The following is a 23,097-nucleotide window of genomic DNA, read 5'->3' on the forward strand; positions in this document are numbered from 1 at the left end:
GTGGTTGCATGCAACAACCGTTGACACAATGGGGTGCGCGCTGAAAGGTTTTCCGGCAGTACGTGTCCTCGAGGACACGACCTCATCCTGCGGAGGACCAGCATGAGACGAACTGCTGCGATCGTGTTCACCACCGCTCTCGTCGGAGGTCTCCTCGGAGCCATCCCGGCGACCGCCTCACCGCCGAAGGCTCCACCAGGCTCTCCCCCGGGCGATCTCGAGGTCTACACCGGCACCGTCGACGCCCGCGGACTCGACCTGCTCGGCGAGGCCGGCGTCGACCGGGGGCACGACGTCCTCGGTCCGACGAAGGACGGCAAGGCGAAGGTCGAGGTGGTCCTCCCCGAGAACGAGGCCGCGAAGCTCCAGGAGCAGGGCGTCGACCTCGAGCTCAAGAAGATCGACGGCGTGAAGGCGTCGACGCTGATGGCCCGCCAGGCCCGCGCCGGCTTCCAGGTCTTCACCTCCTACAGCGAGGCCGGCGGCATCCGCGACGACATGGTCGCGACCACCCGCGCCTACCCGAAGCTCACCAAGCTCGTGAAGGCCGGCAAGTCCGGCCAGGGCCAGGACATCCTCGCCGTCAAGGTGGGCAAGAACGCCGCCAAGTCCAAGGACGGCAGCAAGCCCGCGGTCCTGTACGGCGGCACGCAGCACGCGCGCGAGTGGATCACGCCCGAGATGGTCCAGCGCCTCATGCACCACGTCCTCGACCAGTACGGCAAGGACCCGCGGATCACGAAGATCCTCGACACGACCGAGCTGTGGTTCCTGCCGGTGCAGAACCCCGACGGCTACGACTACACGTTCACCGAGGGCAACCGTGGGTGGCGCAAGACGCTGCGCGACAACAACGGCGACGGCCAGACCGCGGTCGGCGACGGCGTGGACATGAACCGCAACTTCCCGTTCAAGTGGGGCTACGACAACGAGGGCAGCTCGCCGCAGACCTTCAGCGACACCTACCGCGGCCCGGCGCCGGGCTCCGAGCCGGAGACCCAGGCCACGATCGGGCTCGTCGACAAGGTCGGCTTCGAGTTCTTCATCAACTACCACTCCGCCGCCGAGCTGCTGCTCTACGGCACGGGCTGGCAGGTCGAGACCCCGACGCCGGACGACGAGATCTACACCGCGCTCGCCGGCAACGACGCCAACCCGGCGATCCCGGGCTACGACCCGGACCTCTCCGCCGAGCTCTACGTGACCAACGGCGACACCGACGGCCACACCCACGAGGAGCAGGGGACGCTGGCGTTCACGCCCGAGATGTCGACGTGCCAGACGATCAGCAACCTCTACCCCGACGACGAGTGGGTGGCGGAGGACTGCGCGAGCGTCTTCACCTTCCCCGACGACGAGGAGCTGGTGCAGGCGGAGTTCGAGAAGAACATCCCGTTCGCGCTGTCGCTGGCCGAGTCCGCCCACGACCCCGACGACCCGAAGTCGTCGATCGGTCTCAAGGCCGACGACATCACGCCCGACACGTTCACGACGTCGTGGGGCACCAAGCAGACCGTCGCGGTCACCGCGAAGCGCAACCTCAAGGCCCTGCTGATGACGACCCGCATCAACGGGCGCATCCGCTCCGTCACCCCGATGAAGGAGTGGAAGGGCGGCGAGAAGTACGGCGGCGAGAACGACAAGTACTACGCCGAGTACCGCGCGCAGGTGAAGGGCCAGAAGCCCGGCGACAAGGTGTCGGTGACGTTCACCGGCATCAACGTGAAGCCGCTCAGGAAGGCGCAGGCCTCGTTCTCCTACACGGTGGCGAGCGACATCGGCGGTGACGTGCTCATCCTCGCCGCGGAGGACTACACGGGTCTCTCGCCCGTGCAGGGTGTGACGGCGCCGAAGTACGTCTCGGCGTACGCCGACGCACTGAACGCGGCCGGCTACAGCACCGACGTCTACGACATCGACGCCAACGGCCGTAAGGCACCGCACGACCTCGGCGTCCTGTCGCACTACGACGCCGTCGTCTGGGAGACCGGCGACGACATCATCCCGAGGAACACCGGGCAGGTCGGCGGCACCGCCGCGAAGTGGGGGTACGACACGGAGCTCCGGGTCCGCGACTACCTCAACGAGGGCGGCAAGGCGCTGATCGCCGGCAAGTACGGGCTGTACGCGCAGGCCGCGGACGGCTCGTACTACTACCACCCGGACGAGGAGACGGCCGGGTCGTGCACGACGCCGGGCGCCTACCCGTGCCTGCCGCTGGGCAACGACTTCCTCCAGTACTGGCTGGGGTCGTACCAGTACGTCGACGACGGTGGCACGCGCGAGGACGGGACGACGTTCCCGCTCTCCGGTGACGAGGACGGCCCGTTCGAGGGCTTCGCCGCACAGCTCGACGCCACTCAGGACCACACGGGCGCCTACGTCTCGACGTCGTCGTTCCTGCCGGTCGACGAGTTCCCGCAGTTCGCGTCGAGTGCACCGATCTCGTGGGACCGCGGCATCGGCGATCCGTACTCGCCGTACACCGGCGAGTGGTTCATGAGCTCCGGCTCGGCCGACTCGTCGTACAAGCGGCTGGCGACGACGGTGGACCTCGCCGGCAAGTCCTCGGGACGGCTGGACTTCAAGTTCAGCGCCGACGTCGAGGCGAACTGGGACGCGCTGTTCGTCGAGGCGCGCCCGGTGGGCACCGACGACTGGACGACGCTGCCGGACCTCAACGGTCACACGTCGCAGGCCACCGGTGAGAGCTGCACCTCCGGGTGGGTCGACGAGATCCACCCGCAGCTGGGTCACTACATGAACGCGGCCTGCGAGCCCACCGGCACGACGGGCGCCTGGAACGCGTTCAGCGGCAACTCTGCCGGCTGGCAGGACTGGTCGGTCGACCTCACGCCGTACGCCGGCAAGCAGGTCGAGCTGGCGATCGTCTACGCCACCGACTGGAGCACGACAAACCTCGGTGTGTGGATCGACGACGCCAAGGTGACGCTGGACGGTGCGGTCGCGAACGAGACCTCGTTCGAGTCCGACCTCGGTGCCTGGACGGTGCCGGGAGCGCCTGCCGGATCGCCGGGCAACCCGAACGACTGGGAGCGCGGACAGGCCTCCGTCGACGAGGGCGCCGCAGTGATGACGCCCGACACGATGCTGTTCGGGTTCGGCCTCGAGGGTCTCGACGCGGCGAAGCGTCAGGACCTGCTGAGCCGGTCGCTGGACGCGCTCCTCGAGTAGCGCGTCGAAACCACGAGCGGGGCGTCGCAGCCGGGAATCCGGTTGCGGCGCCCCGTTAGTGTTGAGGCGTGCACTACTTCTTCTTCATCTGACGGCTGACTCCGATCGCGCCCTCTCGGCGCGTCGTCGAGTCTCCCTGGTCGCCGTCGCGACCCCGTCATCTCTGAGGAAGCATCCCCATGAACGCCCTTTCTGCGCTGCCTGCACGCGCCCGTGCCCAGATCACGGCCACCGACCTCCACGTCGCCCGCGGCGGCCGCCCCGTCCTGACCGGCGTCGACGTCGCGATCTCGCCCGGCACCCGTCTCGGGGTCATCGGCGAGAACGGTCGCGGCAAGACCACCCTGCTCCACGTCCTCGCCGGCACACTCGCCCCCGATGCCGGGACGGTTGCCCGCGTCGGCACTCTCGGGCTCGCCGAGCAGGCGCTCCCGATCGACGACGGCCGTACGGTCGGTGACCTCGTCGACCTCGAGCTCTCCGCCACACGTACGGCCCTGGCCGCGCTCGAGACCGCCACGACGGCACTCACCGAGGGCCACCCCGAGGCGGCCGACGCGTACGACCGCGCGCTCGACGTCGCCCAGCACCTGGACGCGTGGGACGCCGACCGGCGCGTCGACGTCGCGCTCGCCGCGCTCGGCGCCGTCACGGACCGGACGCGCCGGCTCGGCACGCTGTCAGTCGGAGAGCGCTACCGGGTGCGCCTGGCCGTCCTGATCGGGGCCGGGCACGACATGCTCCTGCTGGACGAGCCGACCAACCACCTCGACGCGGACGGGCTCGCGTTCCTCACCGAGCGGCTGCAGCAGCATCCGGGCGGTGTCGTGCTCGTCAGCCACGACCGCGCGCTCCTCGCCGACGTCGTGACCACGGTCCTCGACCTGGATCCGAGCCACGACGGTCGGCCACGGACGTACGGCGCGGGGTACGACGGCTACCGCGAGGGCCGCGCCGCCGAGCGTGCCCGCTGGGTCGCGACGTACGAGGCGCAGCGCACCGAGCACGCGCGGCTCACCGCCGACCTGCGCGCCGCCCAGGACCGGCTCACCACCGGATGGCGTCCGGACAAGGGCACGGGCAAGCACACCCGCGCCACGCGGGCCCCGGCGCTGGTGCGGCAGGTCGACCGTCGTCGCGAGCTGCTGGAACGGAGCGCCGTGACGGCGCCGACCCCGCCGCTGGAGCTCCACGTCCCGTCCATGCCGACCGTCCCCGGTGTGACGCTGCTGCGTGCGGAGGACGTCACCCTGACCGGACGTGTCCGGACACCGGTCTCGTTGAGGATCGGGTCGGGCGACCGGCTCCTGCTCACCGGTCCGAACGGGTCGGGGAAGTCGAGCCTGCTCCGCGTGCTGGCACGCGAGACGGAGCCGACGACGGGCGAGGTCCGGACGGCGCGGCGGGCCCGCGTCGGCTGGCTCCGGCAGGAGTCGCCGGTCGTCCCCGGCACGCGCGTCGCGGACGCGTACGACGCGCACGTGGGCCGCCTGGTGACGGCCGGCCGGCTCGCCGAGTCCGAGGTCGTCGCGCTGTCGACGCTCGGACTGCTGTCCGCGCACGACCGCAGCCGCCGGGTCGGGGACCTCTCGACCGGTCAGCAGCGGCGGCTCGACCTGGCGATGCTCCTCGCGGAGCGGCCGCACGTGCTGCTCCTCGACGAGCCGACCAACCACCTCGCGATCCGGCTGGTCGACGAGCTGACCGAGGCGCTGCACACCACGAAGGCGGCGGTCGTGGTCGCGACGCACGACCGTCAGATGCGCAGCGACCTCGCGGCCTGGCCGCGGCTGGAGCTGTGAGCCGCGGCCCGCGCCCGGCCCCCCGGTCAGTGCGACAACGCGGCGGCGTCGCGGGAGACGGCGACGCTCAGCGAGGTCGCCGGCCGGCCGAGCACCCGGGCCACGGTGTCGGTCGTCGCGACGTTGCGGCCGTCGAGCACCTCGGCGAACAGCGCCACGATCCCGTACCCGAGCTCGGCCGGCTCGCCGGCCGCGACCACGGCGGCGACGTACTCCTCGGGCGTCGCCACCCGGAAGCCCACCGGTCGGCCGAGAGCGTCGGCGACGAGGCCGACCGCCTCGGGGAAGGTCAGCGACTCGGGTCCGGTGAGCTCGAGCACCTCCCCTGCGTGCCGGTCGTCCCGCAGGGCGGCGACGACGACGTCCGCGATGTCGTCGACGTCGAGGAAGGGCTCCGGCACGTCATCCGGCACCGGGATGGTGAGCTGCCCCGCCATGACGTCCGGCGCGAACATCCCCTCCGTGAAGTTCTGCGCGAAGAACGAGCACCGGACGGCGCGCGCGGTCGGGACGACGGCGAGGAGCGCATCCTCTGCGGCCTTCGCCGCCTCCTCGCCGCGACCGGAGAGCAGGACGATCCGCTCGACCCCGCGCTCGGCGAGCATGCCCGCCAGCTCGCTGACGGCCTCCTTCGCTCCCGGGAACGCCACGTCCGGGTAGTAGGTGAGGTACGCCGCGCCGACGCCGTCGATCGCCGCCGGCCAGGTCGACCGGTCGTTCCAGTCGAACGGGACGGCGGACGAGCGCGACACCGGGCGCGTCGCGACGCCGAGGGCCTCGAGCCGGCTGACGACCCGGCTCCCCGTCTTGCCCGTGCCGCCGACGACGAGTACCGGCTGGTGATCCGTTGCAGTGCTCATGATGTCCTCCCGTGGCTTCGTGTGAGGACTCCAGTCCAACGGGTCACGGCGAGACGATCCATGGCCTCAGCGCTCAAAGGCATACGCGAGCGTCTCGAAGCAGCGGTAGGGTGACCCGCATGGACATCCTGGGCGGGCTCCTGGACGGCCCTCGCGCCGACGGGGCGTTCCTGCTCCGCTCGGTCTTCGCGCCGCCCTGGTCGCTGCGCATCCGCGACCGGGCTCCGCTCTCGGTCGTGGTCGTGGTGACGGGCTCGGCCTGCGTCGTCCCCGACGGACTCGACCCGATCGACCTGGCACCAGGAGACCTCGTCCTCGTGCGGGGGCCGGACCCGTACACGGTCGCCGACGATCCAGGGACGGCTCCCGAGGTCTTCATCGAGCCAGGCCAGGTCTGCCGCGACGCCGAGGGCCGCTCGATGTCGGAGGAGATGCTGCTCGGGCTGCGCACGTGGGGCAACACGGCCGACGGCGCGACGATGCTGGTCACCGGCACCTACGAGCGCGCCTCGGCCGTGAGCGAGCGCCTGCTCCGCGCGCTGCCTCGCGCCGTGGTGCTCCGGGACGGCGAGTGGAGCTCGGACCTCGTGACGCTGGTGTGCGCCGAGATGCAGCGCGACGTTCCCGGTCAGGAGGTCTTCCTCGACCGGCTGCTCGACCTCGTCGTGCTCGCCGCCGTCCGGTCGTGGCTGGGCGACCAGGAGGACGCGGCCCCGGGCTGGTACCGCGCCGCCGCCGACCCGGTGGTCGGACCGGCGCTCCAGGCGCTCCACCAGCGCGTCGCCGACCCGTGGACGGTGGGGTCGCTGGCGGACGAGGTCCAGGTCTCCCGCGCGGCCCTCGCCCGCCGGTTCCGCGAGGTGGTCGGCGAGCCCCCGATGGCGTACCTCACCAGCCTGCGCCTCGCGCTCGCGGCCGACCTTCTCGACCGCACCGACCGCACGCTGTCGTCGATCGCCCGCGAGGTCGGCTACACCAGTGCGTTCGCGTTGAGCGCGGCCTTCTCCCGCGAGCGCGGCGTCAGTCCGACGGCACACCGGTCACGAACGAGGGACCCCCGCTCGGACCGAGAAGGAAGTCGACAGCACGGCTGAGGCGTACGGCGCTGGTCTCCGCGAGGTCGTCGGGCACGTCGTCCCACGCGAACCAGGCGACCTCGAGCGACTCGTCGTCCGCGGCATAGGGATGCTCGGCCGCGACCTGGTCCACCGGCCGGCAGACGAAGCAGAGGTCGAGGTACTGCGAGACGTCGCCGTTGGGATAGCCGATCGGGTCCGTGACGCTCACGCCGGCGAGCGCCTCGACGACGACGTCGACGCCGGTCTCCTCGCGCACCTCGCGCACCAGCCCGACCGCGGGCTCCTCGCCGGGCTCGAGGATGCCGCTGATCAGCGCCCACTCGCCGGAGTCGGCGCGGCGGCCGAGCAGGACCCGCTCGCCCGCCTCGTCGATCACGACGCCCGTGACCCCGGGGAGCCAGAGGAGGTCGTGGCCGACCCGGGCACGGAGGGCGGCGACGTACGGAGGGATCGGCACGCGTCGAGCCTAGGGGCACGACCGGGGACGGCGCGGAGGAGCCCGCGACGTCGCCCGCTACGGTGGGCGCCATGGACCGCATCGACCCGCGCGACATGCGTGCCGGCGATCCCGATCGCGAGCACACCGCCGACATCCTGCGCCGAGCCGCGGGCGAGGGACGGCTCGACATCGACGAGCTCGAGGAACGCCTCGAGCGCGCGTACCAGGCCAAGACCTACCGCGAGCTCGAGGCGCTGGTCGCCGACCTGCCCGACGGTGCCGCACTCGCCCCCGGATCCACCGGCGTCGTCCCGGCGGCACGCACCGAACCGCTCCCGCTCAAGGCGACGATGAGCGACGTCGAGCGCACCGGATCCTGGTCGGTGCCGTCGCGCCTGCACCTCTCGCCGGCGATGGGCAACATCAAGCTCGACTTCCGCCACGCCACGTGTCCGCACCGGGTCGTGGACATCGAGGTGAAGGGCGGCACGGGCAACGTCGTGCTGATCCTGCCGAAGGGGTGGGCGGTCGACGACGACCAGCTCCGTACGGGCTGGGGCTCGGTCAAGAACAAGCGCGCCGGCACACCCGCGCCCGACGGTGTCCTCGTCCGGGTCACCGGCGGCATCGGGATGGGGTCGCTCGTCGCCCGCGACGCGTACTTCTACGAGAAGTAGGAAGCGTCTTCTGCAACCCGCTTGACGCCTAGCCACGCTAGGCCTAGCGTTCCTAGGCATGAGAGGGAACGTGCTCAAGGGACACCTGGAGATGCTGGTGCTGTCCGTGCTCGCGCGCCAGCCGCGCCACGGCTACGCCATCATCGAGGACCTGCGGACCTGGAGCGACAATGCCTTCGACCTCCCCGAAGGCACGCTCTACCCCGTCCTGCACCGTCTCGAGAAGGCCGGCCTGATCGCCGGCTCCTGGGACGACGCCGACGGGCGGCGGCGCAAGTCGTACGCGCTGACCGAGGCGGGCCACGCCTCCCTCGACGAGCAGCGCCGCAGCTGGAACGAGTTCTCCGCCGCGGTCGGATCAGTCCTGAGAGGTGTTCCATGGCCCAGCACGACCTGACAGCGGCGAGACCGGAGGCGTACGACGTCACCGCGGCCGGCAGCGGCGCGATCGCTGACTACGTCGCCGCACTCGCGCACGAGCTGCGCCGGCGCAGCGACCGCGAGGAGATCCTCGCCGAGACCGAGGACCACCTCTGGCTCGCCACCGACCAGCTCGCCGCGTCCGGGCTCGACCCGTACGCGGCGGAGCGCGCGGCCGTCGAGCGCTTCGGGCGCCCGGAGCTGCTGGCGCGGACGTGGACGACCGTGCCCACCGGGGACCGCCCCGTCCTCGCCGAGCCTGCCGCGACCGCGGGAATGCTCGGGGTCGGTGTCTTCCTCGTGTCGTCGCTGGTCTACGAGCTGACCGCCTACAGCACGACGTGGAACCCCACGATGTTCCACGTCTGGAGCGTCGTCGCGGGGATCGGTCTCCTGCTCGCGGGTGCGCCGCTGCTGAGCCTGCTCGCCCAGCCGGGGCGTCGGGCGCTGGGGCCGCACCTGGTCGTCGGCGCGGCACTGCTCGTGCTGGCGTCGGCCTGGTACGTCGCCGGCATGGGTTGGTCGTACCCGATCCCGGGCACGGTGTTCGGCATCGTGGCGGCTCTGGCCCTGTGGCGCAGCCGCGGGAGCCGACCGTGGCTCGCCGTCGCCGCGCTGGCGTGGCCGATCGGGACGGCCGTCTACGTGGTCGGCGACGTGCTGAACCTCGGGCCGATGGACCGCTACTACCTCCACCCGGTCCTGCCGCCGGTCGTCGGCTTCTGGGTCGGCGCAGTCCTGATGGGGGTCGGGATTCTCGCGGTGGCGCTGCGACTGCGCGTCGCAGCGGTCCGCGCGGCGCCGCAGGTGGCGACCGCGGACTGAGCCGGCACGCCGGCTCGCTCGAGGCGCACGCCGACTCGAGGCGCTCGAGCGGCTACAGGCGTTCGACCACGCGGAGCCGCTCCAGCACGACAAGCGTGTCGTCGTCCACGGTGAAGACGGGATCACCGAGGAACGCGCGCATGTCGTCGCCCTCCCAGAAGCCGGCGTGGCTGGCCCGCCACTGCGCGACCGTCTCGTCGCCCTCGCCCTCGTCGACCGCATGCCGCAGGTCGACGTCGGCGAGGCGCGCGACCCGGACGTCGACGGTCTCGACCACGCACACGGCTCTGCCGGCGGAGTCCATGACGCGCCACCGCTCACCCACGGCGGGCATCCCCTCGTCGTCCTCCCCGCCGCTCACGAACAGCTCGCGCACGAGCGACGTGGTCGTCGTCTTGGCGCCCGCCAGCACGAGTCCCACGAGGCGGTCGCGCAGCGGCCCGGGGAACGCGAACTCCAGCGGCGGCAGAGCGGCCGGCTGAAGGTCGGGCGCCGTCGGCGTCCCCGCTACGACGGCGGTCCCGATCTCCTCGTCCCACCGGACCACCCGCGCGCGCAGGCCGTGCTCGGCGAGCGCCACGGCCGTCCACGGGACCTGCGCACCGCTGGCCTCGATCAGGACCCGGCCGCCCGACGTCAGCCACGGCGCGACCTCGGCGGCGACCCGACGGTGCACGGCGACGCCGTCCGCGCCACCGTCGAGGGCGACCAGCGGCTCGTGCTCGCGTGCCTCCGGCGGCATCAGCGCGATGTCGGCGGTCGGGACGTACGGGGCGTTCACCGCGACCACGTCGACCGCGCCTCGCAGGTCCCGCGGCAGCGCGTCGAAGAGGTCCCCCTCGTACGCCTCGCCGCGCACGAGGTTGCTCGCGGCGCACCGGACCGCCGCCGGGTCGACGTCGGCGGCGACGACGCGGACACCAGGTCGGACGTGCTCGACGACCGCGCCGACCGCCCCCGTCCCGCAGCACAGGTCGACGACCGTGCCCCCGTCGGGCACGGCCGCGACCGCCGCGTCGGCGAGCAGCTCGGTCCGGCGGCGCGGGACGAAGACCCCGGGCGCGACGCGGATCCGGAGACCACCGAACTCCGCCCAGCCCACGACCTGCTCCAGCGGCTCGCCGGCGACGCGACGCTCCGTCAGGGCCTCCAGCACCTCGGCCGACGACGCCGACTCCCGCAGCACCCGGGCCTCGTCCTCGGCGAACACGCACCCGGCGGCGCGCAGCCGCGCGACGAGAGGATCGTCGGAGAGCGTCACGCCACGATCCTCCCAGCCGCGTCAGAGCTCGACGCGCGCAGCACCGTCGAGGACCTCGCGCACGGCGGGCTCCCGCGCCGGTCGGTCGAGCAGCGTGGCCACGACGAAGTCTGCGGCCAGGCCTTCGAACCGGCCACGGCGGCGGAGCATCCCGTGGGTCCCGCCGTCCACCAGCACGAGACCGGCCTGGGTCGAGCGTCGCAGGGTGTCGACGACCCGCACCGTCCGGCCCAGGTCGGAGATGCGGTCCTCGGTGCCGTGGACGACGAAGATGCGACGGCCGCGTGGATCGACCTTCGCGCCGTCGTCGGCGTACACCCACGGTGCGAGCGCGACCACGGAGCGGACCTCCGGCTCCGCCGCCGAGAGCAGCGCCGCTCGACCCCCCAGGGAGTGGCCGACGAGCGCGACCGGGAGCCGGCCGTGCCGCTCGCGCAGCTGGGCGAGCGCCCATCGCACGTCACCGAGAGGGCTCAGCCCCTGGTCCCACCCGCGCCGCGAGTTCAGCAGCCGGTAGACCGCCAGCCTGCCCCGGCCGGCGCGCGCCATCCGCCAGGCGACGGGCACCATCCGCAGCACCGAGGGCTGGACCCGGCTGACGAGGGCTCCCTCCTCACGTGCGCCGCCTCCGTGGAGCACCACCACGATGCCGTCCGGCGTCCGTGGCACCCGCACAGGGAGGAGCCGTGCCTCCGCGGTCACGCGTCGGACCCCGGCGTGGGTCCCTCGAGGTCGATGCCCTGGCGGCGGGCGAGCTCGGCGAGCTTCTCCTGCGCGTCGATGTCCACCGCGACGTACGCATGGAGGCCGTCGGCGTCGCGCCGGAGCAGATACTCGTACGTGCTGTCCGTCATCACAGCGCCGTCCGCGTCGTCGAAGAGCCACCGGACGCGGACACGGACGAGCGCGTCGGTCAGCGCGACCTCCTCCTCCACCTCGAAGCGGACCGCGGCGAGGCCGAGCGCCTGGTAGAGCGGGTAGGACTGCTGCAGCCCCGCCGCCATCTCCGCCCGCGACGACAGCGTGCCGACGAACGCGTCGGACACCATCGTCCCGGGCGTCCCCCAGAGCGCGGCGGAGCGTTCGGCCTCGAAGGCCGTGAGCGAGGCAGCGTACGCGGAGAGGAAGCGCGTGACGTCGTCGGCGGGCATGGGACCGACGGTAGTCGTCCTCGCCGAGTGCGCTGGCTCAAACCGGCCGGCGCGATCCCGGTACCTTCGCCTGCATGACCTTCGCGATCCACGACGCCACCGCGGCCGACGCCGCGGCCTGCGCCGCGATCTACACGCCGTACGTCGAGCGCACCGCCGTCACGTTCGAGTCCGTGCCCCCGACGGCCGAGGAGATGGCCGGGCGCATCGCTGCCGCGCAGGAGCGCCACGCGTGGCTCGTGCTCACCGACGACGACGTGGTGCTCGGCTACGCGTACGGCGGCCCGTTCCGGACACGCCCGGCGTACGCGTGGTCCTGCGAGGTCAGCGTCTACCTCGCGCAGGACGCCCCACGCCGCAGCGGAGCGGGGAGGGCGCTCTACGAGGCGCTGGTGCCGCGACTGGCGGCGCGCGGCTTCCACACGCTGGTGGCGGGGATCGCACTGCCGAACGACGCGAGCGTCGGCCTGCACGCCTCCCTCGGGTTCGAGCCGGTCGGCACGCTTCGCCAGATCGGCTGGAAGCACGACACCTGGCACGACGTCGCCTGGATGCAGCGGCGGGTCGGCGATGAGACCGGGCGTCCCGGCGGGTCTACGGTGCACCACCCCGACGAGAGGACCAGACGATGAGGTTGACGGCAGAGCTGGAGGCGACCGGCGGGACGACGACGGGGTTCCGGATTCCCGAGTCGTTCGTCGACGAGCTCGGCGGAGGGAGGCGCCCCAAGGTCGCGGTCACCGTCAAGGGGGCCACCTTCCGGACGTCGATCGCCAAAATGGGAGAGGACTTCTGGCTCGGCCTCAGTGCGGCCCGGCGCGAGGAGGCGCAGGTGGCCGCCGGCGAGGTGCTCGACCTCGAGATCGTGCTCGACACCGCGCCACGCGAGATCGAGGTGCCGGACGACCTGGCCGAGGCGCTCGCGGCCGACCCCGAGGCCAGGCGGTTCTGGGACACGCTGTCCTTCAGCAAGCAGCGGTGGCACGTCGAGCAGGCCACGGGCGCGAAGAAGCCCGAGACCCGGGCCGCGCGCGTCGAGAAGTCGGTGCGGATGCTCCACGAAGGCCGCGCCCGCTGAGGCCGGGGGTCACGCTCCGAGCGCCGTCCTCACCGCCAGCGCCACGACGACCGACCCGCCGACGAGGGCGGTGACGCGCTGGCCGCGCGGACCGGTCATCACGCGTCCGAGAGATGCCCCGGCACCGGCGACGAACAGCTGCCAGCTCGCCGACGCCGCGAACGCTCCCACGACGAACGCCGTGCGCTCGGCGGCCGTGTCGATCGCGCCGAAGGAGGCGCCCGCGACCAGGGCCGTGAAGTACACGACGGTCGCCGGGTTGATGACCGTGAGCCCCAGGACCACGACGTACGCGCGGAGCGGCGTGATGCCGCGGACGTCCTCCCCGGCAGCACGCGCAGGCTCGCGCCGGAACGCCGGCCGCATCAGCGCGAGCCCGACCACGACGAGCACCGCGACCGAGATCCAGGTCAGCGGAGTCTGCACCGTGGCGATCGCCGGTGCGAGCACCGCGCCGAGCACCAGGGCCACAGCCGCGTACATCCCGTCCACGGTCGCCACCCCCAGCCCGCCCGCTGACGCGACCTTCCACCCGTGCCGCGCACCGAGCAGCACGAGGTACGTCGCGATGGCCCCGACGGGGATCGCGATCGCATAGCCGGCAGCAGCGCCGGCGAGGAAGGCTCCGAGCACCCCGGCATGATCGCCCGGCACCTGCGGATCGGCCAAACGGGTTCTCGGAGGTGGTGCTAGCACCACCCACGGACTGGCTCTGGGACCATCGCGACACCGGTCCCCGCTTCCTAGCGTCGAGACACGGGCACGGAGCGTGCCCGACGACTCCCAGGATCGAGGTCCGCATGGCCACCGCAGTCGCACCCCCGGGACTCCCCGCACCGCCGACGCCCACGCCGCACCCGACCACCGCCCGCTTCTCCGAGCTGCTCGAGGAGGTGCGCTCGCGCGGCCTGCTGGAGCGCCGTACGGGTTGGTACGTCCTCCGCATCGCGGCCTGCGTCCTCGCGTTCGCCGGGCTGTGGGTCGCGTTCGCCCTGCTCGGCGACTCGTGGTGGCAGCTGGGTGTCGCGGCCGCGATGGGCGCCGTCCTGACGCAGTTCGGCTTCCTCGGTCACGACGCGGCGCACCGGCAGATCTTCCGCTCGGCCGCCGCGAACGCGTGGGCGGCACGGCTCCTCGCCGGCGGCTTCGCCGGACTGAGCTACGGCTGGTGGCGGGCCAAGCACAACAAGCACCACCAAGGCCCCAACCAGGAGAACGTCGATCCCGACATCGCGCCCGGCGCCCTCGCGTTCACGCCGGAGATCGTGCAGCGACGGCGGACGCGGTTCGGCCGCTGGTTCGCCGCGCACCAGGGATGGTTCTTCTTCCCGCTGCTCACCCTCGAGGGTCTCAACCTCCACTATGCGAGCGTGCGCACCACGATGGATCGCGCGTCGACGCAGCCTTGGCGCCGGCTCGAGCTCGCGCTCGTGTCGGCGCGCCTCATCGGGTACGTCGTGGTGCTGCTGGCCGCCCTCCCGCTCGGGATGGCAGTCGCGTTCTTCGCGGTCCAGATGGCGGTCTTCGGCGTGATGCTCGGGATGTCGTTCGCGCCGAACCACAAGGGGATGCCGATCGTGCCGGAGGCGATGCGGCTCGACTTCCTGCGCCGCCAGGTGCTGGTGTCGCGCAACGTCCGGGGCGGACCTCTGGTCGACGTGATGATGGGCGGGCTCAACTACCAGGTCGAGCACCACCTGTTCCCGAGCATGCCGCGCGGCAACCTGCGCAAGGCGCAGCCGATCGTCCGGGACTACTGCGCGCGGCACGACATCCCGTACACCGAGGTCGGTCTGGGCACGTCGTACCGGATCGTCGTCGAGTACCTCAACGACGTCGGGCTCCGCGCCCGCGACCCGTTCGACTGCCCGCTGGCGGCTCAGCTCCGCAGCGTCCAGGACTGAGCGCCGGGGTCCCGACCACGCGTTAGGTCAACCGCTGCTCGAAGCGGACGGTGACCTCCTCCCCGGCGGCGTCCTTGCCGATCGCGCGGCACAGGTCCTTGCGGACAGGGAGCCAGTGCGGGCCGGAGCCGGACGGCATGAGCGTCGCGGCGAACGGGTGCCCGTCCATCGTGCCGGTCACCTTCACGGCCTTGCGCGTCCCGAGCAGCTCGGCCGAGCCGGGGACCGTGAGATAGGTGGTGAAGGCGCCGTCCTTCTCGATCGGTGCCGTGAACGTGTGGTCGAGAGGGCGGGGTCCGGGCGAGGTCATGCGGGCTCCTGGGGAGTCGGCTGCTGGTGCGTGGGAGACCACCGCAGCGGGCCGAACTCATCGGTCAGGGCTCACGGCGCGTGATGCAGTAGACCCGCGCGTACGGGTCGCGCAGCGTGATCCACCACCGGGACCGCCACAGCTCCTCGGCACCGAGGGCGCGATGACGCTCGGCCTCGGCGTCGGCACCGTCCCAGCCGGCGGCGAAGTCGAGGTGGGCCGTGACCGCGCCGTCGGCAGGAGCCTCGTCGAGGCGTTGGAGGAGGATCCCGATCGGCATCGCGTCGGGGCGCCGGAGGCGCATGAACTCGGGGCTGTCCTCGTCGCGCAGCTCCCAGCCCGTGACCGCAGCCCAGAAGACGCACTCGCGCGCGTAGGCATCGGGGGCGATGTCGAGGCAGACCTGGTCGAGGGCGCTGCGACGGTCGTCCCACGACATCGGCGGCGGCACCGCCCGCTCGCCCTCGTGCGGCACCACGCAGAACGGCATCCCGCCGGGCGACGCCAGCACCACGTGCGTCCCGGGCTCGGCGACGACCGTCGCTCCCGCGTCGACCGCGGCCTCGACCCCGGTCGCGAGGTCGTCGACGTGGAGGTCGAGGTGGACTCGAGGCGGCCCGTCCGGCACGACCTGGAAGCGCAGGCAGGCGTCACCCTGCGGCGGCACCAGCGTGCGGAACTCGTCGTGGTCGCCGCGGGGAGCCGAGGCGCGGGTGCCGGTCACGGCCTCCCAGTAGGTCACGGCGTCGGCAGCGGTCTCGGCAGGCTGGTCGAGGAATGCCGTGATCCAGCGCAAGGGAGCGGACATCCCGACATTGTGCCCGGGCGCGGGTAGGGTCGTGCCCGATGGTCACGTGGGCCGGCTTCCAGGAGGAGGCGCCGCGCATCGCCGAGGTCTTCGCCCGTCGGCACGCGGCGACCGGCAACCTGTGCCTGCTCGCCACCCTGCGCTCCGACGGCTTCCCGCGGATCAGCCCGATGGAGCCGACCTTCTTCGAGGACCACCTCGTGCTCGTCGGCATGCCGGGCACGACGAAGTTCCGCGACCTCGACCGCGACCCGCGCTTCTGCCTCCACACGGCGACCACCGACCCGTACGTCGGGGAGGGCGACGCGAAGCTCTTCGGCGAGGTGCGCAACCTCCAGGCGCCCGACCTGCACGCGCGGTTCGCGGCGGACCTGCTCGAGAAGTCCGGGATGGACCTGCGCGGCCAGGTGTTCGACCCGTTCTACGTGGCGGACCTGACCGGGGCGTCCTCCCTCGCCCTCGTCGACGAGCAGCTCGAGATCACCATCTGGAAGCCGGGCGAGGGCGAGCGGATCGAGCACAAGACCTAGTCAGGGTCGCGCGGGATCCTCAGCTCGACGTCGTCGAGACCCACCTCGTGCCCCTCCGCGCAGCGGACCTCCACGTCCACCGGCGCTCCGCAGTCGTGGTGCGCGAGCTCGAGCACCCGCTTCGACGGGACGTGCATGCGGCCCCACTGGAACAGCGCCCACACGACGGGGACCAGGTCGCGCCCGGCGTCGGTGAGGACGTACTCCTTGCGCGTGCGCTGCCCGGGCTCCCGGTAGTCCCGCTGCTCGAGCAGACCTGCCTCGACCAGCGACGCCAGGCGGCTGGCGGTGGCGGCGCGGGTCATCCCGACCCGCTCGGAGAAGTCGTCGAAGCGCGTCGTGCCGTAGTAGGCCTCGCGCATCACGAGCATCGCGGTGCGCGTGCCGACGACGGCGACCGCCTTCTCGATCGAGCACCGTCCGACGGCGCTCCAGGCGTCACGGTCACTGAGCACTCCCTGGAGGTACACGACGTCATCGTCGCACCGGAACTGGGTCTGTTCAAGTGAACTCAGGGGTGCTAGCGTGCGCTGAGTATAGTCCGACAGACTCAGCCATGGAGGCCGCCATGTCCGCCCAGCTCCGCTCCGCCGTGATCGTCGACGCCGTCCGCACCCCGCTCGGCAAGGGCAAACCCGGCGGCGCGCTCGCAGGCGTCCACCCGGTCGACCTCCACGCCCACGCGCTGCGCTCCCTCGTCGAACGCACCGGCATCGATCCCGCCGTGGTCGACGACGTCGTCAGCGGAGCCGTCGGCCAGGTCGGCGAGCAGAGCGGCAACACCGCGCGGTGGGCCGTGCTCGCCGCCGGGTTCCCGGAGTCGGTCCCCGCCGTCACCGTCGACCGCCAGTGCGGCAGCAGCCAGCAGGCACTCCACTTCGCCGCGCAAGGAGTGATGAGCGGTGCGTACGACGTGGCGATCGCCTCGGGCGTCGAGTCGATGAGCCGCATCCCGATCGGCAGCCAGATGCTCGGGCGGGACTTCGCCGGGCCCGAGGTCGCCCGGCGGTACGCGCCCGGCCTCGTCCCGCAAGGCATCAGCGCGGAGCTGATCGCGCAGAAGTGGGGCCTGAGCCGCACGCAGCTCGACGCCTTCTCCGCCGAGAGCCACCACCGGGCGTCGCAGGCGCGCGACCACGGGCTGTTCACCCGCGAGGTCGCGCCGATCAAGGTCACCCTCGAGGACGGGACGGTGCGCGAGGTCTACGACGACGAGACGGTCCGCCCAGGGACGTCCATCGAGACGCTGGCGGGACTGCGCCTGGCCTTCAAGGACGACTCCTGGGCCCAGCGCTACCCGGACCTCGACTTCCAGGTGACGGCCGGCAACTCCTCGCCCGTCAACGACGGCGCCGCCGCGCTGCTCGTGACCAGCGAGGAGGCGGCCGCCGAGCTCGGGCTGACGCCGCGTGCACGGATCCACGCGTTCGCCGTCACCGGCGACGACCCGGTCCTCATGCTGACCGGGATCATCCCGGCGACCGCCAAGGTCCTCGAGCGCGCCGGCCTCGCGATCGACGACATCGACGCGTTCGAGGTCAACGAGGCGTTCGCGAGCGTCGTGCTCGCCTGGCAGGCCGAGACCGGCGCCGACCTCTCACGCGTCAACGTCAACGGCGGCGCGATCGCGATCGGCCACCCGCTCGGTGCGAGCGGGGCACGCCTCACGACGACCCTGCTGTCCGTGCTCGAGCAGCAGGGCGGACGGTTCGGCCTGCAGGTGATGTGCGAGGCCGGCGGGCTCGCGAACGCCACCGTGATCGAGCGCCTCTGACCGCGCGTCGAGCTCCGCGTCAGGCCGCGCTGGGACCCGCGGTCTGGCGCGGAGCGACGTTGCGCGCCGTCCCGAGCAGGGTCGCGCAGAGCGTCTCGACGCCGTCGGCGACGGCGTACACGTCCGCCGCGCAGACCGTCAGCAGCCGCGACACGTCCACGACGCGACCTCGCGCGACGAGCACGTCGCCGACCGCCGGGGCCACGAGCTTCAGCGTGGTGTCCACCGTGGCGTTCGTCCAGCCCTGCGGGAGCGTGGTGCCGGCGGCCGCGACCGCGGCGAAGTCGGCCACCGCGTACACCGCGGTCGCCTGGAGCTGACCGGGCCGGAACGTCAGCTCGTCGCGCACGTCGACCTCGACCTCGGACGTCCCCGCCCCGAGGCTTCGGAAGCGGAGCCCGAGCGTCCGCGCGATGGGCATCGCCAGCACGGCTGTCTCCACCAGACCAGGCGGGACCCTCTCGACCTGCGTCGCCCCGCCCGTCACTGCCTCGTCCGTCGTCATGCCGTCTCCTCCTCCGCTCGCGCGCGGGCCGCTGCCCGGCGCTCCTCGAACCACGCCACGTGCTCCACCAGGCGCGCCCGCGCCTGCGCGAGCTCCGCCATCTGCGCATCCACCGCGGCGATGCGTTCGCCCAGCCGGGAGACCATCTCGTCGATCGTGACGGTCCCGTCGCGGTAGCGCGGGACCAGCTCGCCCAGCTCGGCGAGCGAGAAACCCAGCTCCCGGCCCATCGCGACGAACGTGACCTCGCGGACGACGTGCTCGTCGTACTCGCGGTAGCCCCGGTCGGTCCGCCCCGCCCGGATCAGCCCCAGCTCGTCGTACCGGCGCAGCCGGTGCGTCGAGACACCGGTACGGCGCGCGAGCTCGGAGATGCGCATGGCCCGGACGCTAGCAACGTTCGCACCGTGCGAAGCAAGCCCTCGTCACGCGTCGAGGAGCTGCAGCCACACGTACGACACGGGTTGGGGCGCGTTCCACTCCGCGGCGAGCGCGGGGTCCACGTCGACGAACCCCGCCGACCGGTACGCGGCGAGGGCGGCGTCGTTGGCGGGGTTGACCCGGACGAAGCAGGAGCTGAGACCGAGCGCGCGGGCATCGGCAGCCAGCAGCGTGACGAGCCTGCGCCCCATCCCGCGGCCTCGCGCCGCGGGATCCACGAGCACGCGGGCGATCTCGGCCTCGTCCTCCCCCTCGTCGACCCACACCTCGCCGTACGCCACCGGCGAGGCCGACCGCTCGTCGACGAGCAGCCAGGGGCGTACGTCGTCGTCGCGCCACCACCGGCGGACGCGGTCGGGGTCGAAGGGGTGCTCCACCACCGAGCACCACAGACGCGCCTCGTAGGCCGACCGCGACCACGAGGCGACGAGGTCCGCATGGGCGGCCGCGGGCTCGACGAGACCGGGCTGCGTGGGCGACGTCACCCTGCCGAGACTAGTCCGCGACGGCGCCTTCAGCGGCGTCGCGCCTCGACGAGGGTCCGGGTGGAGTGCGCGACGAACGGCCCTTCCGCGGCGATCCGCGCGTGCAGGCGGCGCAGCGCGGCGTCGTACCGGTCGACGGTGAAGCCGGGGACGATCCAGATCACCTTGCGGAGGAAGTAGACGATCGCGCCCACGTCGCCGAACTCCATGCGCAGGCGCTCGGTCCGCAGGTCGACGACCTCCAGCCCCGCCGCGCCGGCCGCCTCCGCCTCGGCGTCGGGCTGCCGCGCCTGCCGGTGCTCCGGGCCGAGCGGCCCGACGAGCTCCTCGGCGAGCGCGAAGACCGACTCGGGGCCGACGTGCTGCGCGAGGTAGGTCCCGCCCGGGGCGAGCACCCGCGCGATCTCGTCCCACCACACCGTCGCCGGATGGCGGCTGGTGACGAGGTCGAACGCGGCGTCCGCGAACGGCAGGGGCGGCTCGTCAGGGTCGGCCACGACCACGACCCCGCGCGGGTGGAGCAGGCGGGTCGCCTTGGCGAGGTTCGGCGGCCACGACTCGGTCGCGACGGCGACCGGCGGGACGCGCTCCGCGCCGGCGAGGACCTCGCCCCCGCCGGTCTGGATGTCGAGGGCCGCCGACGCGCGCGCCCACCGCTCGACCATCAGCCGCTGGTAGCCCCACGAGGGCCGCTCCTCCGTGGCCCGTCCGTCGAGCCACGAGAAGTCCCAGCCGGAGACGTCGGCGTCCACGGCCTCGGCGACGAGCGCGTCGTACGACCTCACCCGCCGTGCTCCAGGAGCGCCTGGGTCGCGTCACGCTCGTAGGTCGCCCCGAGCGCGTCCCACGCCTCGGCCGACGCGGCGAGCAGCGCACGATCGCGGTCGAGACGGCCGCGGGCGCGGAGCACTCCCGCAGCGGCCCAGCGGTGGTGCGGCGCGTACCGGCCCGCCCGCTCCAGCAGCCGGTCGGCGTCCGGACGGTCGAGGACGGCCGCCAGCTCGGCGGCCATCACCGCGGCGTAGCCGTCGAACCTGCCGGGCACGAACTCCTGGGACACCTCGGCGAGGGCACTCTCCACGTCGTCGTCCTCCGCGAGGGCGACCCGCGCGCGCACGAACGCCGCCCACGGCGCGAGGTTGGGCGACTCGGTCAGACGGGTCGGAGCGGCCACCTCGCGTGCCCGCTCCCACCACGACGCGTACGCCGGCCAGTCGCGGCGCAGACCGGCCGCGAGCACCGCGCCCAGGAGCGGACCGGCGAGCGACAGGTTGCTGAAGCGCCGCGTGGCCACGACGTTGGCCCAGACCTCCGTCGCCGCGTCCTCGGCGGCGGTGAAGTCCCCGGCCAGCGCGAGCGGTGCCACCGCGCTGCCCTTGGCCCAGCACGGGTGCGGCTCGAGCGTCGGGTTCGCGGCGCCTCGCCGGGTGGCGTCGAGCGCCACCCCCAGGGCGCCGGTCGCGACCGCGTACGACGTCACGGACCGCAGCGCGTCGACGACCTCGATCGCACCCTGCGGGTCGCGCTCGGCCGACGCCTCCGTCACCAGCGCGAGACGCTCGGAGGAGACCGCGAGCGACGCGTCGGGGCGACCGGACAGCGCGGCAGCGGTCGACGACGCGTCGAGCGCGGCGCTCAGGACGAGGATCTCGCCCTCGGCGCGTGCGGTCGCGACGGCGTCGGCGGCGGCCGAGGGCAGCACGTGCTGGTGGTCGGCCCCGGACGTCCACGCCCGCGCGGTGGCCAGCGACGCCCGCGCGACCCCGTCGTCTCCCGCGAGCGCCTCGGCGTCGGCCAGCATCGACGCCAAGGTCTCCGCGTCGGGGTCCGCCATGAATCCGGCGCCGCGGAACCGCTCGGCGACGGTGACGGCGGAGGCGAGCGCGACGGCCGCGGCGCCCGGGTCGTCGGATCGGGCGGTGTCGGCGGCGTCGAGCAGGAGGCGGTAGGCCTCCCGCGCGTCGGACACGAGGTGGACGCAGGCGGCGGCGTCGGTCAGGTCGAGGGCTGCGTCACGACCGCGTTCCGCGAGCCGCGCCGCGGTGCGGAAGTGGCGACCGGCCTCCGCGACGAACCCGCGTGCGTAGGCGAGGGTGGCGACGTCGCGGACGAACGCTCGTGCGGTGGCGTCCGGCACGCAGGAGCGCAGGTCGTCCATCACGGCGTCGACCTCCGACGCCCACCCGCTGAGGGACGTCGCGGCGTACGGGCGCCGCGCGACGAGGTCAGACGCCCGGGCGGCGGCCCACGCGGCGTACCGGTCCCGGACCACGCTCGCCCCCTCCGACGCAGCCAGGTGCTCGCGGGCGAGCTCGCGCACCCCGACCAGGAGGGACCAGCGGTCGGCACCGCCGGACCCCCGGGTACGCCGGACCAGGCTCTTGTCCGCGAGACGTCCGAGCAGGTCGGCGACCCCGGCGCGTCCCTCGCCGGGCAGGAGCGCGACAGCCGCATCGAGCTCGAACCCGCCCGCGAACGCGGACACGGTGTGGAGCGCGACGCGCTCGTCGTCGGCGAGGGCGTCGTGGCTCCACTCGACCACCGCGCGCAACGAGCGATGACGGCGGTCCACCGGCCGGCCCAGGGTGAGCAGGCGGAGGACGTCGTCGAGCCCCGCCTCGACCCCGTCCAGACCCATCGAGGCGACCCGTGCTGCTGCCAGCTCGATCGCCAGCGGCGACCCGTCGAGGCGCCGGCCGAGCGCGACGGCGGCGGCGGTCGGCACCTCGACCCCAGGCCCCGCGGCTGCCGCGCGCGCGACGAACAGGCTCGCCGCCTCGTCGTCCGGGAGCGGGCCGAGGTGGAAGACGGCTTCGCCAGGGACGCCGAGACGCTCGCGACTGGTGACGAGGACACGCAGGTCAGGCAGGGCGTCGACGAGGTCCGCGACGAGCCGCGCCACGTCGTCCGTCACGTGCTCCGCGTTGTCGAGGATCAGCAGGGTCCGGCCCCGCAGGGCGCTCGCGAGCGCCTCGGCAAGGCTGACCTGCGGACGCTGGGCGACCCCGAGGACGGCGGCGACCGCGGCGTCGACGGCACCCGACACCGCCGGGACGAGGTCCACGAAGGCGCCTCCCGACGCGAACCAGGCCTGCGACCGCTCGGCCACCGCGACGGCGACGCGGGTCTTGCCCGCGCCCCCGGGCCCGAGGACGGTCGTGATCCGGCTCTCCGCGGCGAGCCGGGCGACGGCGTCCACCTCGGCCCTACGCCCCACGAGCGAGGTCCGCGGTCGCGGCAGACCGACGATCACCCCGGCCACGGGCCGGGCGTCCTGCCCGGGCGCGGTACCCGCCGCGAGGGATGCCAGCTCCCGCCGGTCGCGCGCCCCGAGCTTGCGCAGCAGCGACGACACGTGGCTCTCCACGGTCCGGACGGACAGGTGCAGCCGGTGGGCGATCTCGGCGTTCGTGAGGTGCTCGGCGACGGCGCCCAGGACGTCCTGCTCCCGCGGGGAGACGGCGTCGACAGGGAGGTCCGGCACCCGCTCAGTATGCCGTGGCACGGACCGAGGCTCGGGGTCGATTCCGTGGTGGATCCGTGGTCGTCACGG

The 23,097-nt window shown here is 73.1% G+C and carries 25 protein-coding genes; 11 read left to right on the forward strand and 14 right to left on the reverse strand.

All coding sequences use genetic code 11. The features are described 5' to 3' along the window. The first annotated feature begins 102 nt into the window (after positions 1–102). Together ACQSSQ_RS15755 and ACQSSQ_RS15760 are read left to right on the forward strand one after the other, a co-directional pair. A complete protein-coding gene (locus tag ACQSSQ_RS15755) occupies positions 103–3,195 on the forward strand; it encodes a M14 family zinc carboxypeptidase (RefSeq protein WP_431328061.1) in 3,093 nt (1,030 codons plus the stop codon). Positions 3,196–3,374: 179 nt separating this feature from the next. Then, positions 3,375–4,997 carry an ABC-F family ATP-binding cassette domain-containing protein gene (locus ACQSSQ_RS15760; protein WP_431328062.1) on the forward strand — a complete coding sequence of 541 codons (1,623 nt, stop codon included), beginning with the start codon at positions 3,375–3,377 and terminating at the stop codon, positions 4,995–4,997. 26 nt (positions 4,998–5,023) lie between these two features. Here the strand turns inward: ACQSSQ_RS15760 and ACQSSQ_RS15765 are convergent, their stop codons facing one another. Next, entirely contained in the window at positions 5,024–5,857 is an 834-nt protein-coding gene (locus tag ACQSSQ_RS15765) for an NmrA family NAD(P)-binding protein (RefSeq protein WP_431328063.1), read from the reverse strand. Positions 5,858–5,976: 119 nt separating this feature from the next. Here ACQSSQ_RS15765 and ACQSSQ_RS15770 point away from each other — a divergent pair, with 119 nt between their 5' ends. Beyond that, positions 5,977–6,951, forward strand: coding sequence for an AraC family transcriptional regulator (locus ACQSSQ_RS15770; protein WP_431328064.1), 975 nt, complete (start codon positions 5,977–5,979; stop codon positions 6,949–6,951). On the opposite strand, the gene ACQSSQ_RS15775 is transcribed toward ACQSSQ_RS15770, so the two are convergent. After that, complete coding sequence (locus ACQSSQ_RS15775; RefSeq protein ID WP_431328065.1) at positions 6,878–7,393, reverse strand: NUDIX hydrolase; 516 nt, start codon at positions 7,391–7,393, stop codon at positions 6,878–6,880. The two genes, ACQSSQ_RS15770 and ACQSSQ_RS15775, sit on opposite strands and share 74 nt — an antisense overlap. A gap of 71 nt (positions 7,394–7,464) precedes the next feature. On the opposite strand from ACQSSQ_RS15775, the gene ACQSSQ_RS15780 reads away from it, so the two are divergent. Genes ACQSSQ_RS15780 through ACQSSQ_RS15790 form a run of 3 tightly spaced genes read left to right on the forward strand, consistent with a single transcriptional unit; the run spans position 7,465 to position 9,297 of the window. Continuing rightward, positions 7,465–8,052 carry a DUF1707 SHOCT-like domain-containing protein gene (locus tag ACQSSQ_RS15780; RefSeq protein WP_431328066.1) on the forward strand — a complete coding sequence of 196 codons (588 nt, stop codon included), beginning with the start codon at positions 7,465–7,467 and terminating at the stop codon, positions 8,050–8,052. A 58-nt stretch (positions 8,053–8,110) separates the two neighbouring features. Beyond that, positions 8,111–8,449: a PadR family transcriptional regulator gene (locus ACQSSQ_RS15785; protein ID WP_431328067.1), complete on the forward strand. Its 339-nt coding sequence runs from the start codon at positions 8,111–8,113 to the stop codon at positions 8,447–8,449. Continuing rightward, positions 8,431–9,297, forward strand: a complete 867-nt coding sequence (locus ACQSSQ_RS15790; RefSeq protein ID WP_431328068.1) for a permease prefix domain 1-containing protein — start codon at positions 8,431–8,433, stop codon at positions 9,295–9,297. Before ACQSSQ_RS15785 ends, ACQSSQ_RS15790 begins: the two co-directional genes overlap by 19 nt. Positions 9,298–9,349: 52 nt before the next feature. Here ACQSSQ_RS15790 and ACQSSQ_RS15795 read toward each other — a convergent pair whose 3' ends face one another. The 3 genes from ACQSSQ_RS15795 to ACQSSQ_RS15805 are packed head-to-tail and all read right to left on the reverse strand — an operon-like array spanning position 9,350 to position 11,709. Next, a complete protein-coding gene (locus ACQSSQ_RS15795; RefSeq protein ID WP_431328069.1) occupies positions 9,350–10,558 on the reverse strand; it encodes a putative protein N(5)-glutamine methyltransferase in 1,209 nt (402 codons plus the stop codon). Positions 10,559–10,579: 21 nt separating this feature from the next. Then, positions 10,580–11,227 (reverse strand): alpha/beta hydrolase, encoded by a 648-nt coding sequence (locus ACQSSQ_RS15800; RefSeq protein WP_431328070.1) that lies wholly within the window; start codon positions 11,225–11,227, stop codon positions 10,580–10,582. A 29-nt stretch (positions 11,228–11,256) separates the two neighbouring features. Then, positions 11,257–11,709: a DUF6841 family protein gene (locus ACQSSQ_RS15805; RefSeq protein ID WP_431328071.1), complete on the reverse strand. Its 453-nt coding sequence runs from the start codon at positions 11,707–11,709 to the stop codon at positions 11,257–11,259. Positions 11,710–11,783: 74 nt separating this feature from the next. Between ACQSSQ_RS15805 and ACQSSQ_RS15810 the strand changes: the two genes are divergently transcribed. Next, positions 11,784–12,341: a GNAT family N-acetyltransferase gene (locus ACQSSQ_RS15810; RefSeq protein WP_431328072.1), complete on the forward strand. Its 558-nt coding sequence runs from the start codon at positions 11,784–11,786 to the stop codon at positions 12,339–12,341. Beyond that, entirely contained in the window at positions 12,338–12,787 is a 450-nt protein-coding gene (locus tag ACQSSQ_RS15815; protein WP_431328073.1) for a YdeI/OmpD-associated family protein, read from the forward strand. Before ACQSSQ_RS15810 ends, ACQSSQ_RS15815 begins: the two co-directional genes overlap by 4 nt. A 9-nt stretch (positions 12,788–12,796) precedes the next feature. Here the strand turns inward: ACQSSQ_RS15815 and ACQSSQ_RS15820 are convergent, their stop codons facing one another. After that, positions 12,797–13,420 (reverse strand): LysE family transporter, encoded by a 624-nt coding sequence (locus ACQSSQ_RS15820; protein WP_431328074.1) that lies wholly within the window; start codon positions 13,418–13,420, stop codon positions 12,797–12,799. Between the two features lie 167 nt (positions 13,421–13,587). On the opposite strand from ACQSSQ_RS15820, the gene ACQSSQ_RS15825 reads away from it, so the two are divergent. Further along, positions 13,588–14,691 (forward strand): fatty acid desaturase family protein, encoded by a 1,104-nt coding sequence (locus ACQSSQ_RS15825; protein WP_431328075.1) that lies wholly within the window; start codon positions 13,588–13,590, stop codon positions 14,689–14,691. Between the two features lie 22 nt (positions 14,692–14,713). On the opposite strand, the gene ACQSSQ_RS15830 is transcribed toward ACQSSQ_RS15825, so the two are convergent. Together ACQSSQ_RS15830 and ACQSSQ_RS15835 are read right to left on the reverse strand one after the other, a co-directional pair. Then, on the reverse strand, positions 14,714–15,001 hold the full coding sequence (locus ACQSSQ_RS15830; protein ID WP_431328076.1) for a DUF1905 domain-containing protein: 288 nt from the start codon (positions 14,999–15,001) through the stop codon (positions 14,714–14,716). A gap of 64 nt (positions 15,002–15,065) precedes the next feature. Next, positions 15,066–15,809 (reverse strand): VOC family protein, encoded by a 744-nt coding sequence (locus ACQSSQ_RS15835; RefSeq protein WP_431328077.1) that lies wholly within the window; start codon positions 15,807–15,809, stop codon positions 15,066–15,068. Positions 15,810–15,847: 38 nt separating this feature from the next. Between ACQSSQ_RS15835 and ACQSSQ_RS15840 the strand changes: the two genes are divergently transcribed. Beyond that, a complete protein-coding gene (locus ACQSSQ_RS15840) occupies positions 15,848–16,339 on the forward strand; it encodes a pyridoxamine 5'-phosphate oxidase family protein (protein WP_431328078.1) in 492 nt (163 codons plus the stop codon). Here ACQSSQ_RS15840 and ACQSSQ_RS15845 read toward each other — a convergent pair. Then, positions 16,336–16,809 carry a winged helix-turn-helix transcriptional regulator gene (locus ACQSSQ_RS15845; protein WP_431328079.1) on the reverse strand — a complete coding sequence of 158 codons (474 nt, stop codon included), beginning with the start codon at positions 16,807–16,809 and terminating at the stop codon, positions 16,336–16,338. The genes ACQSSQ_RS15840 and ACQSSQ_RS15845 overlap by 4 nt on opposite strands. A gap of 98 nt (positions 16,810–16,907) precedes the next feature. Between ACQSSQ_RS15845 and ACQSSQ_RS15850 the strand changes: the two genes are divergently transcribed. Next, on the forward strand, positions 16,908–18,113 hold the full coding sequence (locus ACQSSQ_RS15850; RefSeq protein WP_431328080.1) for a thiolase family protein: 1,206 nt from the start codon (positions 16,908–16,910) through the stop codon (positions 18,111–18,113). A gap of 19 nt (positions 18,114–18,132) precedes the next feature. Here the strand turns inward: ACQSSQ_RS15850 and ACQSSQ_RS15855 are convergent, their stop codons facing one another. From ACQSSQ_RS15855 to ACQSSQ_RS15875, 5 genes are read right to left on the reverse strand one after another with little or no spacing between them, the layout of a single operon-like run. Continuing rightward, positions 18,133–18,618: a PaaI family thioesterase gene (locus ACQSSQ_RS15855; protein WP_431328081.1), complete on the reverse strand. Its 486-nt coding sequence runs from the start codon at positions 18,616–18,618 to the stop codon at positions 18,133–18,135. Beyond that, entirely contained in the window at positions 18,615–18,998 is a 384-nt protein-coding gene (locus ACQSSQ_RS15860; protein WP_431328082.1) for a MerR family transcriptional regulator, read from the reverse strand. Before ACQSSQ_RS15860 ends, ACQSSQ_RS15855 begins: the two co-directional genes overlap by 4 nt. Before the next feature lie 45 nt (positions 18,999–19,043). Next, positions 19,044–19,544: a GNAT family N-acetyltransferase gene (locus tag ACQSSQ_RS15865; protein ID WP_431328083.1), complete on the reverse strand. Its 501-nt coding sequence runs from the start codon at positions 19,542–19,544 to the stop codon at positions 19,044–19,046. A 29-nt stretch (positions 19,545–19,573) separates the two neighbouring features. Further along, entirely contained in the window at positions 19,574–20,329 is a 756-nt protein-coding gene (locus ACQSSQ_RS15870; protein ID WP_431328084.1) for a class I SAM-dependent methyltransferase, read from the reverse strand. Further along, entirely contained in the window at positions 20,326–23,028 is a 2,703-nt protein-coding gene (locus ACQSSQ_RS15875; protein ID WP_431328085.1) for an ATP-binding protein, read from the reverse strand. The genes ACQSSQ_RS15870 and ACQSSQ_RS15875 overlap by 4 nt, the downstream gene beginning before the upstream one ends. Positions 23,029–23,097 lie beyond the last annotated feature (69 nt).

The sequence above is a fragment of the Mumia spirodelae genome, from assembly GCF_050632745.1.
In the GTDB taxonomy this organism is placed as follows: Bacteria; Actinomycetota; Actinomycetes; order Propionibacteriales; family Nocardioidaceae; genus Mumia.